This is a genomic window from Gammaproteobacteria bacterium, assembly GCA_028817225.1.
Lineage (GTDB): Bacteria > Pseudomonadota > Gammaproteobacteria > Poriferisulfidales > Oxydemutatoraceae > Oxydemutator.
In genome coordinates this window covers 29,302-44,505 of record JAPPQC010000033.1, presented here as the reverse complement: position 1 = coordinate 44,505, position 15,204 = coordinate 29,302, and the positions used below count along the sequence as shown (strand labels likewise).

Sequence of the window (15,204 nt, the reverse complement as noted above, 5' to 3'; positions counted from 1 at the left end):
TGTCCAGAAATGGAAGAAAGAGCGGGACAGAAAACAAAAGGCAAAGCAATCATCATCTGGCGCGGGTGGTTGAATTTGGCGGCGGTGTAAGCCGGACAAACGCGGCAGCCGCCACAATCACCCGCCCCCCAACCACCCGGCCAGTTTCACACGCGCCTCCCCAAGGCCGTGTTTTTCCAGTGTTGAAAAGGTCTGCACTGAAATGCCGGCGCCGGTCAGCGCGCTTTGCACATCGCGCAATACGGCATCCGCTTCGGCGCGTTTCAGTTTGTCGCTCTTGGTGAGCAGGATATGCAGCGGCAGTTCCCGCAGGTAGTCAACGGCCTGTTCATCCTGCGCGGTCAGCGGGCGGCGTGCGTCCATGACGATGACGGCGCCGCGCAAACTCCGGCGCGTTTCAAAGTAGCGTGTAATCCAGGCCGCCCAGTCTTGCCGGAGGCCGGCGGCGACGCGGGCGTAGCCGTAGCCGGGCAGGTCCACGATGCGCAGGCCGGGGGCGACCTCGAAGAAATGAAGGGCGCGCGTGCGTCCGGGCGTCTTGCTGGTGCGGGCGAGATTGCGGCGGTCGCAGATGGCGTTGATTGCGCTCGACTTGCCGGCGTTGGAGCGCCCGGCGAAGACCACCTCGGCGCCGTCGTCGGCGGGGCACGCGCGCGGCGTTGTCGCGCAGCCGATGTAGCGCGTGGCGCGAAAAAAGTTGTCCGGTGTTCTGGGCGTGGCCGCATCCATTTGCGCCATTCTATAACCCGCGCCGGGCGCATGTCTCATCGCCGTCCCGCACGCCGGCACATGCCGGAGTCGAACCGCAGCGGGTTGCAGCCGCAGATTTCATTGTCCCGCCGCCGCCCGGCACGCCGCCCCGCGCCCACCCCCCATACCCCGCAATTTGTTGGTAAAATAGGCGGTTGAACCGGATTTGCCGGCCCGGAACCGAGCCATGACCGAAAAAGCCAAGCCAGGACAATACCTCAAATACGAAAGGGAAAAGCGCGGAATTTCCGTCGAGGAAATCGCCCATGTCCTGAACCTGCCCGTCTCCACCATTGTCAACCTTGAAAAGGACGACTACGAAGAACTGCCGGAACTGGTTTATGTGCGCGGCTACATCCGCGCCTACTGCACCTTCCTCGATGTGGACTACGAACCCGTGCTCGGCCTCAACCCGGACATGGCGGTGGCCCGCGGTGAGCCGCTGTCCGAGTCCACCTCGGCGGACGCCGTCGTCAACGAGCGCGTCCAGCAGTTGACGCGCATCTGGGGTTCCATCGTCGTGTTCATCGTCATCGCCGCGCTGGTGTTCATCTGGTGGGAGGAAAACATGATGAAACTCGGCGCGCAGACCGACGCCGCCAACGCCCCGGCGACCGGCGCCGTGCAGCAGGGGCAAACCGAACCCGCCGAGCCGGATGAATGGAGCGACGGCGCCGAGGCCATCGGCAGGCTGCAAGACGAGGTCGAGCAGCAGGCCGGGCGCGACGCCGCCGAAAACACGCAGGCGCAAGAAGACGGCGCCGAGCCGCCGCCGCCCGCCGAGGAAATGGAATATGTCTCGATGACCATCACCGCCAACATGAGAAGTTGGGTGCTGATACACGACGGCGACCGCAACAAGGTGATACACCGCATCGTCCCGGTCGGCTACGAAAACCACTTCGACAGCCTGCTGCTGCCGATGTATTTCGCGCTCGGCGACGCGCGCGGCATCCGCCTGTGGTTCGACGGCGCCGAATACAACCTGGCGCCCCACATCAACAACTTCAACAACACCGCCTTTTTCCATCTCGAGGAGATACCGGAGACCGAATGAACGCGATGAACGCCCTGCAATCCGTGCGCGGCATGACCGACGCGCTGCCCGCTGAAAGCGCGTCGCTGACGGCGATCGAGGCCGCGTGCACCGACACCTTCCGCGCGTTCGGCTACGACGAAATCCGCCTGCCGCTGCTGGAGAAGACCGAGTTGTTCGCGCGCTCCATCGGCGGCGCCACCGACATCGTGCAAAAGGAAATGTACACATTCGAGGACCGCAACGGCGAATCGCTGACGCTGCGCCCCGAAGGCACCGCCGGCTGCGTGCGCGCCGCGCTGGAACACGGCCTGCTGAACAGCCAGCGCCGCCTGTGGTATGGCGGCCCGTTCTTCCGCCACGAACGCCCGCAGAAAGGCCGCCGCCGCCAGTTCTTCCAGGCCGGCGCCGAAATCTTCGGCGTTGAAACGCCCGACGCCGACGCCGAAATCATCGCGCTGTGCGACCGCGTGTGGCGGCGTCTCGGCATCGGCGGCCTGCAACTGAAACTCAACTCGCTCGGCACCGAACAAAGCCGCCGCGAACACCGCGCCGCGCTGGTTGCCTACCTTGAATCGCGCGCGCGCGACCTCGACGCCGACGCGCGCGCGCGCATGCACGACAACCCGCTGCGCGTCCTCGACAGCAAGAACCCGGACACGCGCAAGGTCATTGAGCAGGCGCCGCGCCTCGACGATTACCTTGACGACGAATCGCGCGCCCACCACGAATCGCTGCAACAGATGCTGGGCGACCTCGGCATCGCCTTCACGCCGGACCCGCTGCTGGTGCGCGGACTGGACTACTACACAAAGACGGTGTTTGAATGGGTCGTGCCCGGCGGCGGCTCGCAGTCCACGGTGTGCGCCGGCGGGCGCTACGACGGGCTGGTCGAGCGCCTCGGCGGGCGCGCCACGCCCGCCGCCGGCTGCGCCTTCGGCATTGACCGCATCGCGCTGCTGGCGCGCCCGCAAACGCACGCGCCCGCCGGCCTTGATGTCTATGCGGTGGTCGTCGGCGACGACGCGCGGCGCGAGGTTCACCGCCTTGCCGGGCAGTTGCGAAACCGCATGCCGCACCTGCGGTTTGTCGTCAACTGCGGCGGCGGCAGCGTCAAGGCGCAGATGCGCCGCGCCGGCAAGTCGGACTCAAAACTCGCGCTGATTGTCGGCGACGACGAGGTGCGCGACGGCGTCGCCACCGTCAAGGACATGCGCGGCGACCTCCCGCAGCAGCGCAAGCCGCTGGGCGAGGTGCCGGCGTGCATCGAAAACCACCTGGCCTCGTGACGCGCTGATGGCGGCCCCGAAAAAACCCGGCCCGGCGCGCGACGAATCGCTCGATTCGCTGAAGGCATGGTGGTACGAGAACGGCAAGTATTTTGTCGCCAGCGCGCTGATCGGCCTGTTCGCCGCCGGCGGCTGGAAGGCGTGGGACTACAACCGGCAGATGACCACGCGCGAGGCCTCCGGCCTGTATGTCGCGCTGCTGGCCCAGGTCGGGGATGAAAACCGCACCGAAAGCGAGCGCCTGTTCAACGACTTGCGCGACAACTACGCGGGCACGCCGTACCCGGCGCTCGGCGCGCTCAGCATGGCCAAACTGGGCGTCGCCGAAGACGATTTGTTCGAGGCCGTGGAGCAACTGCGCTGGGCCATCGAGCACACCGACCAGGACGGCCTGCGCGCGCTCGCGCAGGTGCGGCTGATGCGGGTGCTGCTGGAGTCCGGCGACGCGCAGGCCGCCGCCGCCATCATGGAGCAGTTCAGTTTCCCGCGCGGCGTCGAGGCGCTCGCCGCCGAAGCCAACGGCGACGCCATGATCACATTGGGGCAGAGAAACGCCGCCATCGCGGCCTACCGCGAATCGCTGTCGAAACTGCCCGACAACTACGGCTTTCTCGACATGAAGTTGCAGACGCTCGGCGTCACGCCGGACGAGGAAGAGGCGCCGGCGCCGTCGGGCGTCAGTCCGCCGCCTGTGCAGCCGCCGCCGGCCCAGCCATCGGCTCAGCAGCCCGCGACCCAGCCGCCGCCTGCACAGCCACCCGCGCAGCCGCCGCCCGCCGAGCCGCCGGCCCAGCCGCCTGCGACCGGCGCGCCGGACACCGCCCCGTGAACGCCGTTTCGGCGTCGGCGCGCCGCCTGGTCTTCGTTCTTGTTCCGTTTCTGTGCGCTTGCGGCAGCGTCCAGAAAGTCGGCGAATGGATTGGCGGCGACGACGACGGCTACCTGACCGAAGTTCCCTCGCGTCTTGTCATCGAGACCGCGTGGTCGGAGTCCGCCGGCGCGCGCTCGCGCGGTGATGATGCCGCGCTGCTGCCGCTGGTCGGCGACGAGCGCATCTACACCTGCGATGTCAAGGGCCGCGTCACCGCCTTCGCCGCGTCCGACGGCGGCACGATATGGCGGAAGAAACTCGATGTGGCGGCGAGTTTCGGCGTCGGCGGCGGCGGCGACCTCGTGCTGGTCGGCACGGTGGAAGGGGAAGTCATCGCGCTTGACGCCGAATCCGGCGACGAAGCCTGGCGGCGGCGCTTCGGCGAGGAAATCACCGCCATCTCGGCGAGCCACCGCGGCGCCGTCGTCGTGCGCACCGCCGACGGCGGCATCTTCACGCTGACCGCGAGCACCGGCAGAACCCGCTGGAAATACCGCGAGGCGCTGCCGTCGCTTACGCTGAAAGGCATGAGCACGCCGGTTTTCTACCGCGACATCGTGTTCGTCGGCCTCGACAACGGGCGCCTGCTGCTGATGAACCTGAACAACGGGCGCATCGTGCAGGAGATGAAACTCGGCATCAGCATCGGCGGCAGCGACCTCGACCGCATCGTGGATGTGGACGGGCGCATGGTGGTGCGCGGCGACTTCTTCTACGCCGCCGCCTACCAGGGGCGGATGATTGCGGTGGATGTCAAGCGCGGCAAACTGCTGTGGACGGTGGACGCCTCGTCGTACGCCGGCCTGGATGTGGACGAGGACAATGTGTATGTCGTCACCGTGGACAACCGCGTCGTCGCGTTCGACCGTTTCAGCGGGCGCCAGTTGTGGAGCAACGGCGAACTGCTGAAGAGCGGGCTGAGCGCGCCGCTGCGCATCGGCTCGCTGGTTGTCGTCGGCAGCGAGCGCGGTGATCTGTACTGGCTTTCGCGCAAGAGCGGCGCGCTGCTGGAGCGCACCGATGTGGCGTCGTCGGCGCTGGCGGCGCCGCTGGCCGCGGGCCGCCGCAAAGTCGCGGTGCTCGACCGCGGCGGCGATTTGTCCGTCGTCGCCATCGCCGGCGTACGCAAAGCGGAGCGCTGACGCGCCGCCTGCACGCCGCTTGACGCGCCGACAACGCACTGACAACGCATTGATTGACGGGCCGATGAAAAAATCGCACAAACCGCCGCGCCTTCAGGCGTCCGGTGCACCGCCGGGCGCGCCGCTGCGCGCTGATTGAAGACAGCCGATGCGGAAAATCGCACTGGTGGGCCGGCCCAATGTCGGCAAATCCACCTTGTTCAACGCGCTGACGAAAAGCCGCGCGGCCATCGTCTCTGAAACCCCGGGCTTCACGCGCGACCGTCATTACGGCGTTGTCCGGCGCGACTCGCGCGGCTTGCTGCTGGTGGACACCGGCGGCCTTGCCGGCGAGGCCGCCGCCGTCGGCGAATGGGTCGAGGCGCAGACGCGCTGCGCCATCGCCGAGGCCGACCTCGTCTGCCTCGTGGTCAGCGCCGCCGACGGCCTCAACGCCGGCGACGAACTGCTCGCCGCCGAACTTCGCAAGTCCGGCAAACCGCTGTGGCTTGTCGTCAACAAGACCGACGGGCGCGACCGCGCCGCCGCCGCCGCCGAATTCTCGCCGCTCGGCATCGCGCCCGGTTACTGCACGGCGGCGCTCAGCAACCGCGGCATCGCGCCGCTGCTGGGCAACCTGCTTGAACAGTGGGGTGAAGCCTGCGGCGCCGGGCGGCGCGGCGTGCGCATCACTTTTCTGGGGCGGCCCAATGTCGGCAAATCCACGCTGGTCAACCATCTGCTGGGCGACGAGCGCCTTGTTACCTGCGACGAACCGGGCACGACGCGCGACAGCATCGAGACGCCCTTCACCTTCGCGGGCCGCGCGCTGACGCTGGTGGACACCGCCGGCGTGCGCCGCCGCGCCCGCACCGGCGACGGCGACGAGAAGCTCAGCGTGCTCAAGGCGCTTGAAAACATCTTCTCCGCCGATGTCGCGGTGCTGATTTGCGACGCCGGCGAGGGCGTAACCGACCAGGACGCCAGCCTTGCGGCGCGCGTGATTGAGCAGGGGCGGGCGCTGGTCATCGCGCTCAACAAGTGGGACCTGGTCGGCGGCGACAACAACGAGGTGCGCCGCAGCGTGGACACCCGGCTGCGCTTTCTCGACTATATTGAAGTGCGCCGCGTGTCGGCGCTGCACCGGCGCGGGCTTTCCGGGCTGCTGCGCGCCGCCGTGTCGGCCTGGGACAAGGCGGCGGTGCGCGTGCCGACGCCCGAATGCAACCGCCTGCTGCAAGCCGCGCTGTCGCGCCATCCGCCGCCGGCGGCGCGCGGCGCCATCAAACTGCGTTACATGCACCAGGGCGGCAGCCACCCGCCGCACTTCGTCATTCACGGCAGTCGCGTCGAGCGCCTGTCGCAGGATTACAAGCGTTATCTTGCGTCGTACCTGCGAAAGCAACTGCGCCTGACCGGCACGCCGGTCTCGCTGGAATTTCACGCGGCGCCAAACCCGTACGCGCCGCGAGGACGGCATTTGTGATGGTGGGCAATGCGGGCAATGCGGGCAGCGCGGGCAATGCGGGTAATGCAGGCAACGCGGACAAAGCGCACCGCGTAGGCAACGCGGGCAGCGCAAGCAACGCGGGCAATGTGGGCAACGCAGGCAACGCAGGCAACGCAAGCAACGCGGGCAGTCTGCCCGCCGCGCTGCGTCTGGACGACTACGGCGTCGCCCCCGGCGACCTTGTCCGGGCGCTGCTGCACTGCGAACCCGGGCGCATCCGGCGCAAGGTCATCGCGTCGCCGATTTGGGGCGCCGAGATTTTCAGGCATTGCGTCGAGCGGGTGGAAACGCTGGTGGACGGCGTGCTGTGGGACATGCAGCACCGCGGCGAGGCGATGACGCTGTTCTGCTCCGGCATGGGCGCGCCGCGCATCGGCGACGCCGTCGTCGCGTTCGGCTGCACGCCGTGCGAAAAACTGATGCTGACCGGCTCCGCCGGCGGCTTCAGTCCGGCGATGAACATCGGCGACCTGCTGCTGCCCGACACGATGCTGCGCGGCGACGGCTTCTCGCGCTATCTCAGCGCGCAAACCGGCCTGCCGGACCGCTTCTTCACCGCCGCCGCGCCCGCCGCCGGCCTGTTGCAACGCACCGCGTCGGTGGCGCAGGCGCATTGCGCGCAATCCGGGCCGGCGTTGCACCGCGGCGCCGTCGCCAGCGTGGACAGTTTTGTGATGCAGTTTCCGCATCTCGACTGGATGACAGGCAAGCACGGCTGCGTCGGCGTCGAGATGGAAGGCGCCGCAGTGTTCGGCGCCGCCGAACTGGTCGGCATCGAGGCGTGCGCGCTGTTTCAGGTGTCGGATGTGTGGCCGCTGAAAAAGTCGTTCGTCTCCAACACCGCCGAACACGAGAGACAACACCGGCGCGGCACAAGAGACCATATCGTTACGCGGATTATCCTGGATGTGCTGGCGGCGGAGTGATTGGTGTGGCGGAACATGACGGCGGCAGATTCAATCGAATGTCTGTTCACCGCCGCGCAGATTGAGGCGCGCGTCGCCGAACTCGCCGCCGACCTGTCGCGCGACCTGCGCGATGTTGAGACACCGCTGTTCATCGGCGTGCTGACCGGCGCATGGGTGTTCATGGCCGACCTCGTCCGCCGCCTCGAAACCGAAGTACAATGCGACTTCATCCGCCTCGCCAGTTACAAGGGTGGCGAAACCGGCGGACAAATCACGCTTGAAAGCGCGCCGCGCGCCGACTGCCGGGGCCGCCACATCGTGCTGATTGAAGACATCATAGACACCGGCTTGTCACTGCGCTGGCTGCGCGCCCACTTCACCCCGCAAGCCGCGTCCCTGCGCGTCTGCACACTGCTCGACAAACCCGCCCGCCGCAAAACCCAGGCACACGCCGACTACACCGGCTTCACCATCCCCGACCGTTTCGTCGTCGGCTACGGCATGGATTACAACGAGCGTTACCGCGAACTGCCGTTTATCGGGGTGCTGCCGGCCTGTGAAGTGTCAAGTTAGCCTGTATAAGTATCGGAGAACAAGATGGCGCAAGACAATCCTCGATTGCCAGCATGTTTATTTGTCTGCCAAGCCGTCGGCATACTGATGAAAAAGGCTGCCTCCGGATGTGCTTGATTCGGCAACAGTGCTATCATTACTGTTTGGAACCGCTTGAATTTGGAGAAACAGAAGTGACAGACAAAATAACCGTGTCAGTTGATTCAGATGTGGCCAGCATTTACCGCTCGGCTTCTGACAGTGAGCGGCGCAAGATGGACTTGCTTATCAATTTGCGCCTGCGTGATGCGACAGAATCCGGAAAATCACTTCGGGAAACAATGCAGGAAATCAGCCGCAGCGCGCAGCGGCGCGGCCTGACCCCGGAAATCTTGCAGTCCATTCTGGACGAGAAATAGCCCGCCTTCCGGCGCAAAAGCCCGCAAACCTGGTACCGAGGGTGGGACTTGAACCCACACGGGTGTTACCCCACCGGATTTTGAGTCCGGCGCGTCTTCCGATTCCGCCACCTCGGCACGGGCCGGTATTATAGCCGCAGCGCGCCTGCGGGCGCCCATTCGTCATTCGTCGGTTGTTTGGGGCCGTTTGTCGGGTTGGCGCCCCGCACCCCTTGACTTTGCCCCAAAGTGCGTGCCGGAGGTTTGATGCGATGGCACCAACGGAAGACAGTATTGGCGTCGCGCTGTCGCCGGCGACGGTTCGCGTTGTGCGGATTGACCGGCGCAGCAGGCGCGTGACGGCGTCGGCGCGCGCCGCGCTCGGTTACGCCGACTGGGACGAGATGCGCGCGCACGCCGGCGAATGCGCCAGGGCGCTGGCCGGGTTGTCGGCGAGCGCCGGTTTGCGTCGCGGCGGCTGCGTGGCGACATTGCCGTACAGCCGCGGCAGGGCGGAGGTGGTTGCGCTGCCGCCGATGAAGATGCGCGAGATACGGCGCATCACCGCAAGCCCGCAGTTGTGGCGGCGGCATTTCGGCGTGACTTCGGGCACGCACAATCTGGGCTGGCAGGTTCTTTCGCGCGGCGCCGATGGGCGCGTCTCGCTGCTGCTGACGGCGGCGCCGAAGGAGGATGTCGCCTTCTGCCGCGATTTGTTCGCCGCCGCCGGTTTGCAACTGCGCGTCGCGGGGCTTGCCTGCCTCGATTATTACTACGCCGCGCGCCGCGCCGAATCGCCGCGCCGTTTTCTGGTGCTGGACGAGTGCGACGCCTACATCGCGCGCTTCTCAAGTTGCGAGTTTGATGTCGCCCCGATTGAAGTCACCGCCTTCGACCGCGCCTGCATACTCGACGAAAACGCGGATGCAACCGCGCTCAACCCGGCGCTCGCAAATCTCGCCGCGCCGCTGCGCCGACGCGAAGGGTTTGTGCCCGCCGCCGGAGATGTCATTGACAGTGTTGCGGAAAGCGCGATTGAAGGTGTTGCCGAAGACACTATTGAAGGCGTCACCGAAAGTGCCATCAAAGACGCTGCCGCGAGCACGATTGAAGGCATCACCGGGAACGCCATTGAAGGCGCTACCGAAGGCGCCGCCGGAGACCCCATTGAAGGCACTGCCGGAGGCACCATTGAAGGCGCCGCCGGAGACACCATTGAAGGCACCGCCGGAGACATCATTGAAGGTGCCGCCGGAGACTCCATTGAAGACACCGCCAAAAACACCATAGAAGTCTTTTTCCCCCTCAGCGACCAAGCACTGCACACCCGCCTGAAACTGCTGCAAAACCTGCTGCCGGAAACACACTTCACCCCCATCGCCACCGACAGCGCCGCGCCCGCCCACGACATGAGCCGCGCCTTCGCGCTCGCGCACTGGCAACTGCCGCCGCCGCGCCCGCGGTTCCGGCGCGCGCCGCCGCACACGGCGCCGTCGGGCTTCATCGTGCGCGAGGCGCCGGATTACCGCACCGCCGCCGTCCATTGCGCGGTCTCGGTGATGCTGGCGTTCGCGCTTGCGATATGGCAGACGGAACTGCGCTCGCAAAACGAGGCGCTTGCCGCGCACACGCAGCGCCATGCGGCCCTCGCCGCCGAACACCGGCGCCACGCCAACGCGCTGGAAGAGGCCGAACGCCGTCTCGCGCACTGGCGCCGCGTGGTGGAAGCCGCGGACGCATTGTTCAAGCGCCAGAAAGACATCCCGGCGTTGCTCGAAACCCTCGGCGGCGCGGTGTCCGCCGGCCTGCGCCTTGAACGGCTCGACTGCATCTCGCCGCAAGTGTGCCGGCTGACGGGCTTCGCGCCTTCATATGAACGAATCGCCGCCTTCGCCGAGACGCTGGAACAGGCGCACGGCGTCAGCCGCGTCATCGTCGGCGGCGTCACCCCCGGCGGCACCGACGCGGCGGGGCGGCCCGAGAAAAGGTTTGAACTGGAATGCCGCCTGCACACCGGCGCGGAGGCGGCATGAAGCGGCTGCGCGCCATTGCCGTTCCGCCCGCCGTGCGCGCCCTGCTGACGCCGCCGCTGCTGTCGTCCGTGGTTTGCGCGGCGGCGCTGTCGGTTTATTTCTTCGGCTTCATCTATCCGGCGGCGCTGGCCAACGAGCAGGCGCGCGCGCAGGCCGCCGGCATACCGGAATTGACCGGGCGCATCGCCGCGGCGCACCGTCGCGTGCACGACACGGCGGCATCCGCCGACGCGCTGCGGCGTTCGGGTTTGTCGGTGCTGCGCGATTTGCGCGGCGAGGCGCCGCTGCGCCGCGTGCACCGCGACCTGAGCCGCCTTGCGCGGCGCTACGGCCTGAGCGTCGTCGGCATGGACGGCGCCGGTGCGTGGCGCGCCGCCGAACGCCCGCCGGGGCCGCTGTTTCTGCACGCGCAAACGGCCTGGAAACTGAAAGGCGGCTATTTCAACTACCTTGCGTTCAAACGCGCGCTGGCGTCGTACCGCCCGGTGATTGTGCATGTCGCAGGCGAACGCCTGATGCGCGACACCGGCGACAATGACAACGCCGGCGACAACGGCGGCTTGTCCGCCGATGTGAAACTCTCGTTCTATCGTTTCAACGGGATGGAAGAGGGCGCGCAACAGGGGGCGGAACAATGATGAACACGGCGTGGATCAACACGGTGCGCCCGGTTGTCGCCGCGCTGCTGGCCTGCATCTTCCTGACTGCATGGGCGCAGCCTGCGCGCGACCCTTTTGCCGCCGGCGATGAAGCGGCGGGTTCGGGTTCATTGCGCGGTTACGCCGTGGACGATTACGAAGTGCACGGCATTTTGATAATGCAGAATGCTCCGCAGCGCGGCCCGAAAAGCGCGCCCGGCACGGCCCGCGACACATCGCGCGCTGGCGCGCTGGCCGCGTTGCGCACGCCTGCGGGCGATTTCCGCGTGGTTCGCGCGGGCGATTCCATTGGCCGCGACAGCGTCGAGGTGGTCAGAATCACCGCCGACGGCGTCTATGTCCGCACCGCTTCCGGCGAACGCCGTTTGCCAAATGTATTTTGAGCCGGGTGCGATGATGCAATTGATTCGACAATCTGCCCTGCGGTTTGCGCTGCCCGGCATCTGCACCGCCTGCCTGACAGCCGCCTGCGCGCCGCTGCCGGACGCTGTGCCTGCGCTGGACTCCGCGTCCACGCAGCACCTGATCACCGAGGAAGCATTCGCACGCGAGCACGGCGCCGCGCCGACGACAGGCAACGCACCGGCGCGCGCCTGCTGCAAGGACGCCGCCGCGCGCGTGACGATACTGCCGGCGTCGCCGGTTTCCGCATCTTCGTCAACGCCGCTGCTGCTGCGCCTTGAGCGCGTGCCGCTGCCGGTTTTTGCGCGCATGTTGTCGCAGGCGACGGGCTACAACATCGTCGCCGACGCCGGCATCAAGGCGCCGCTCAGCCTGCGCCTCGACGCCATCGGCTGGCGCGACGCGCTGGCGCTCGCCGCCGGGCTGCACGGCCTCGCGCTGAGCGAGCCGCCGCACGGGCGGCTGATTCGCGTGCACCGGCGCGGCGCGGCGCCCGGCGACACCGCCGCGCCCGGCGGGCGCAAGCAGGTCGAGTTGTTCCGGCTCAATTTTTCAAGCCCCGGCGAAGTCAAGCCGCTGCTGGACGCGCTGTTGCAGCAGGATGGCGCGGACAAGCGGCAGGCGCGCGCCGTCGTCGTCGCCGACGAACGCAGTCATTCGCTGGTCGTCAAGGGCGCGCAGCGCGACATCGCGCTCGCCGCGTCGCTGATTCGGGAAGTGGATACGCGCCACCGCCAGGTGCTGATCGAGGCGTTCATCGTCGAGGCCGGCGAAGACTTTGAACGCAGCCTCGGCGTCCGCCTTGGCCGCGAGCAGGGCATCGTCTTCCGCGGCAGCGGCGGTGGCGGCGGCGGCGACAACGGCGGCCCGTTCGTCAATCTGCCGGTGGCGGGCGCCGCCGCCGGTCTCGGCCTGCGTTTCGGCAAGCCGCGCATCCGGCTGGAACTGACGGCGCTTGAGAACGAAGGCAAGAGCCGCATCATCTCCAATCCGCGCGTGTTCACGCTGGACAAGCAGCCGGCGGTCATCTTTCAGGGCGACGAGGTGCCGTACCAGACGGTTTCGCAGGACGGCACGCGCACCGAATTCAAGCAGGCCGGTTTGCGCCTTGCGGTGACGCCGACCGTCATCGGCGACGAACACCTGATGCTGGATGTCAAGATCAACAAGGACACGGTGGACACGCGCCTGCAAAACCCGCCCATCACGCGCCGCGAAATCGCAAGCCGCCTGCTGGTCGCCGACGGCGACATGGTCGTCATCGGCGGCATCCGCCTCGACACGCGGGTGGATTCGGTTAACCGCGTGCCGCTGGCCGGCAGCCTGCCGCTGCTCGGCGGCCTGTTCCGGCACAGCGCCGCCGAGCACGATGTGCGCGAGTTGCTGGTGTTCATCCTGCCGGAGATTGTGCAGTGAAGGGTGCAATGAACGGTTCGGCGAAGGGTGCAGTGAAGCACCTGGCCAACGGCGCGGCGCCCGCCGCGCGGCGTCTTGCGCTGACCGGGCAGGCGTCGGCGGTGGTGTTTGTCGAGCAGATGCTGCGCCAGGCCGTCGCCTTCGGCGCGAGCGACGCGCACCTTGAAAAGTACGAGCGTTGCGCGCGCCTGCGCTACCGTCTCGACGGCGTTTTGCGCCGCATCGAGACCGGCGCCTTCCTGTTCAATGAATACACCAGCGTCTCAACCCGCATCAAATTGCTGGCGGGGCTGGACATCGCCGAACACCGCCTGCCGCAGGACGGGCGCTTTTCGTTCGCGTGCGAGCACGGCGCCGCCGATGTCCGCGTCTCGGCGGTGCCGCTGATTTCGGGCGAGCGCATCGTGCTGCGCCTTCTCGACAGCGGCGGCTTCGACTCGGCGCTCGACCGCCTCGGCATGGGCGGCGGCGAACTCGCGCTGTTCCGGCGCGCGCTGCGGATGAGCCAGGGCATGATACTGGTAACCGGCCCGACCGGCAGCGGCAAGACGACCACGCTGTACGCGGCGCTGCGCGAACTCAATGGCGAACTCAGTGGCGAACTCAGTGGCGAATTCAATGGCGAAGGCATCAACATCCTGACGGCGGAAGACCCGGTGGAGCGGCGCATCGAGGGCATCAACCAGGTCGAGGTGCGCGAAAGCATCGGCCTCGGTTTCGCCGACGCGCTGCGCGCGTTCCTGCGCCAGGACCCGGAGGTCATCCTGGTCGGCGAGATACGCGACCTTGAAACCGCCGACATCGCGATGAAGGCCGGGCTGACGGGCCATCTCGTGATGAGCACGCTGCACACCGCAAGCGTCGCCGGCACAATCACGCGGCTGGTCAACATCGGCCTGCCGGAATACCTGGTCGGCGCGGCGCTGACGCTGGTGGTGTCGCAGCGCCTGGTGCGCGCCATCTGCCCGCGCTGCCGCGAACCGTGTCCGGCGCAGGCGCTGCCGCCGCTGCCGCCGGCGCTCGGCGCGGCGCAACTGCACCACGGACGCGGCTGCGCGCACTGCCACCACACCGGCCATGCGGGCCGCCGCGCGATCTATGAAATGGTGATGATGGACGAGGACCTGCGCCGCGCCGTCTCCGGTTACAGCGCGGCGCCCGCAAAAGTGACGCAGCAGGTCAACGAACGCCGCTTGTGCAGCCTGGAAGAGGCCGGCCTGAAATTGCTGCGCGAAGGCGTCATCAGCCCTGCGGAATATGTGCGCGTGCTGACCTGATGTCGTGCCGGTTCAGTCCGGATAATGATAAAAGCGTTCGTTCAGGTAGTCGGCGGTTTCCCGGATTTGTGCATCGCTCCAGCGCAATTCCAGTTGCCGCTGGCAGTAGGCGATGCGGTCGCGCAGTTCGGCGCGGCTGCGCGCGAGGCGGTCGGGGCGGGTGTACAGCAGTTCGCCGTTGCCGCCGACCATCTGCGCGTGGCACTCGACGCACGCCGCCCGGTAGTGCGCGGGCGCGCCGCGGTGCTCGCCGGCGCCGGTGTGCGCCGACAGCGCCAGCAGCGCGATGGCCGCAGCAAACCGAAACCGGCGTTTTCCGGTTTTTCCGATAGAATAGCGCCTATGCAAGTTGATGAATTCAACCTGGTGTGGATAGACCTTGAGATGTCGGGGCTGGACCCGGCCACCGATGTCATTCTCGAAATTGCGACGCTGGTTACCGACAAACACCTTGGAAATCCCGTCGAAGGCCCGGCGCTGGTGATACACCAGCCGGACGCGGTTCTGGACGGCATGGACCGCTGGAATGCCGAACATCATACCGCATCCGGCCTCGTGGATGAAGTGCGCGCAAGCCGCGTGGACTGCGCCGAGGCCGAAAGCCGCACGCTCGACTTCCTGAAACGCCACGCCGTGCGCGGCAAATCGCCGATGTGCGGCAACAGCATCTGCCAGGACCGGCGTTTTCTGGCGCGCCTGATGCCCGACCTCGAAAGTTTCTTCCACTACCGCAACCTCGATGTCAGCACCATCAAGGAACTGGCAAAACGCTGGAGACCCGAAATCACCGCGCGCAAAGACACCAGCGCCAGCCACCGCGCCTTGAGCGACATCCGCGGCTCCGTAGAGGAACTGAAACACTACCGCCGCCACTTCCTCCGCCTGGGCACGGCCTGAAGGCGCACTGTGCGGGCTTGGGACCAAGTCGGGACCAAGTCAAAGCCAGGCAGGAAGCCAAACAGGGGCGAAGCCGGGACCAAGC

Annotated in this window: 16 protein-coding genes and 1 tRNA gene; 14 read left to right on the top strand and 3 right to left on the bottom strand. The window is 67.1% G+C overall.

Annotation, left to right across the window (positions count from 1 at the left end; genetic code table 11):
- Positions 1-117: 117 nt before the first annotated feature.
- A complete protein-coding gene (yihA, locus tag OXU50_04745; protein ID MDD9869180.1) occupies positions 118-738 on the bottom strand; it encodes a ribosome biogenesis GTP-binding protein YihA/YsxC in 621 nt (206 codons plus the stop codon).
- A gap of 199 nt (positions 739-937) precedes the next feature.
- On the opposite strand from yihA, the gene OXU50_04740 reads away from it, so the two are divergent.
- The 8 genes from OXU50_04740 (at position 938) to OXU50_04705 (ending at position 8,456) form a co-directional block, all read left to right on the top strand.
- Positions 938-1,807: a helix-turn-helix domain-containing protein gene (locus tag OXU50_04740; GenBank protein ID MDD9869179.1), complete on the top strand. Its 870-nt coding sequence runs from the start codon at positions 938-940 to the stop codon at positions 1,805-1,807.
- Positions 1,804-3,075 (top strand): histidine--tRNA ligase, encoded by a 1,272-nt coding sequence (gene hisS / locus OXU50_04735; GenBank protein ID MDD9869178.1) that lies wholly within the window; start codon positions 1,804-1,806, stop codon positions 3,073-3,075. The genes OXU50_04740 and hisS overlap by 4 nt, the downstream gene beginning before the upstream one ends.
- 7 nt (positions 3,076-3,082) lie before the next feature.
- A complete protein-coding gene (locus tag OXU50_04730; protein ID MDD9869177.1) occupies positions 3,083-3,904 on the top strand; it encodes a tetratricopeptide repeat protein in 822 nt (273 codons plus the stop codon).
- Positions 3,901-5,088: an outer membrane protein assembly factor BamB gene (gene bamB / locus OXU50_04725; GenBank protein ID MDD9869176.1), complete on the top strand. Its 1,188-nt coding sequence runs from the start codon at positions 3,901-3,903 to the stop codon at positions 5,086-5,088. The genes OXU50_04730 and bamB overlap by 4 nt, the downstream gene beginning before the upstream one ends.
- Before the next feature lie 148 nt (positions 5,089-5,236).
- Positions 5,237-6,553: a ribosome biogenesis GTPase Der gene (der, locus tag OXU50_04720; protein ID MDD9869175.1), complete on the top strand. Its 1,317-nt coding sequence runs from the start codon at positions 5,237-5,239 to the stop codon at positions 6,551-6,553.
- Positions 6,554-6,663: 110 nt separating this feature from the next.
- Positions 6,664-7,503: a hypothetical protein gene (locus OXU50_04715; protein ID MDD9869174.1), complete on the top strand. Its 840-nt coding sequence runs from the start codon at positions 6,664-6,666 to the stop codon at positions 7,501-7,503.
- 3 nt (positions 7,504-7,506) lie between these two features.
- The gene (gene hpt / locus OXU50_04710) at positions 7,507-8,058 is read left to right on the top strand and encodes a hypoxanthine phosphoribosyltransferase (GenBank protein MDD9869173.1); all 552 of its coding nucleotides are present in this window, start codon (positions 7,507-7,509) and stop codon (positions 8,056-8,058) included.
- Between the two features lie 173 nt (positions 8,059-8,231).
- On the top strand, positions 8,232-8,456 hold the full coding sequence (locus OXU50_04705) for a hypothetical protein (protein ID MDD9869172.1): 225 nt from the start codon (positions 8,232-8,234) through the stop codon (positions 8,454-8,456).
- 30 nt (positions 8,457-8,486) lie between these two features.
- Here the strand turns inward: OXU50_04705 and OXU50_04700 are convergent.
- Positions 8,487-8,573, bottom strand: a tRNA-Leu gene (locus OXU50_04700).
- A gap of 134 nt (positions 8,574-8,707) precedes the next feature.
- Here OXU50_04700 and OXU50_04695 point away from each other — a divergent pair.
- The 5 genes from OXU50_04695 to OXU50_04675 are packed head-to-tail and all read left to right on the top strand — an operon-like array spanning position 8,708 to position 14,222.
- Entirely contained in the window at positions 8,708-10,468 is a 1,761-nt protein-coding gene (locus tag OXU50_04695) for a PilN domain-containing protein (protein MDD9869171.1), read from the top strand.
- Positions 10,465-11,106 (top strand): hypothetical protein, encoded by a 642-nt coding sequence (locus OXU50_04690; protein MDD9869170.1) that lies wholly within the window; start codon positions 10,465-10,467, stop codon positions 11,104-11,106. Before OXU50_04695 ends, OXU50_04690 begins: the two co-directional genes overlap by 4 nt.
- On the top strand, positions 11,103-11,510 hold the full coding sequence (locus OXU50_04685; GenBank protein ID MDD9869169.1) for a hypothetical protein: 408 nt from the start codon (positions 11,103-11,105) through the stop codon (positions 11,508-11,510). The genes OXU50_04690 and OXU50_04685 overlap by 4 nt, the downstream gene beginning before the upstream one ends.
- A 19-nt stretch (positions 11,511-11,529) precedes the next feature.
- Entirely contained in the window at positions 11,530-12,945 is a 1,416-nt protein-coding gene (locus tag OXU50_04680; protein ID MDD9869168.1) for a hypothetical protein, read from the top strand.
- Positions 12,946-12,953: 8 nt separating this feature from the next.
- On the top strand, positions 12,954-14,222 hold the full coding sequence (locus OXU50_04675; protein ID MDD9869167.1) for a GspE/PulE family protein: 1,269 nt from the start codon (positions 12,954-12,956) through the stop codon (positions 14,220-14,222).
- A gap of 12 nt (positions 14,223-14,234) precedes the next feature.
- Here the strand turns inward: OXU50_04675 and OXU50_04670 are convergent, their stop codons facing one another.
- Positions 14,235-14,570, bottom strand: a complete 336-nt coding sequence (locus OXU50_04670) for a cytochrome c (GenBank protein MDD9869166.1) — start codon at positions 14,568-14,570, stop codon at positions 14,235-14,237.
- Here OXU50_04670 and orn point away from each other — a divergent pair.
- Positions 14,565-15,119, top strand: a complete 555-nt coding sequence (gene orn, locus OXU50_04665; protein MDD9869165.1) for an oligoribonuclease — start codon at positions 14,565-14,567, stop codon at positions 15,117-15,119. The genes OXU50_04670 and orn overlap by 6 nt on opposite strands.
- Positions 15,120-15,204: the final 85 nt, after the last annotated feature.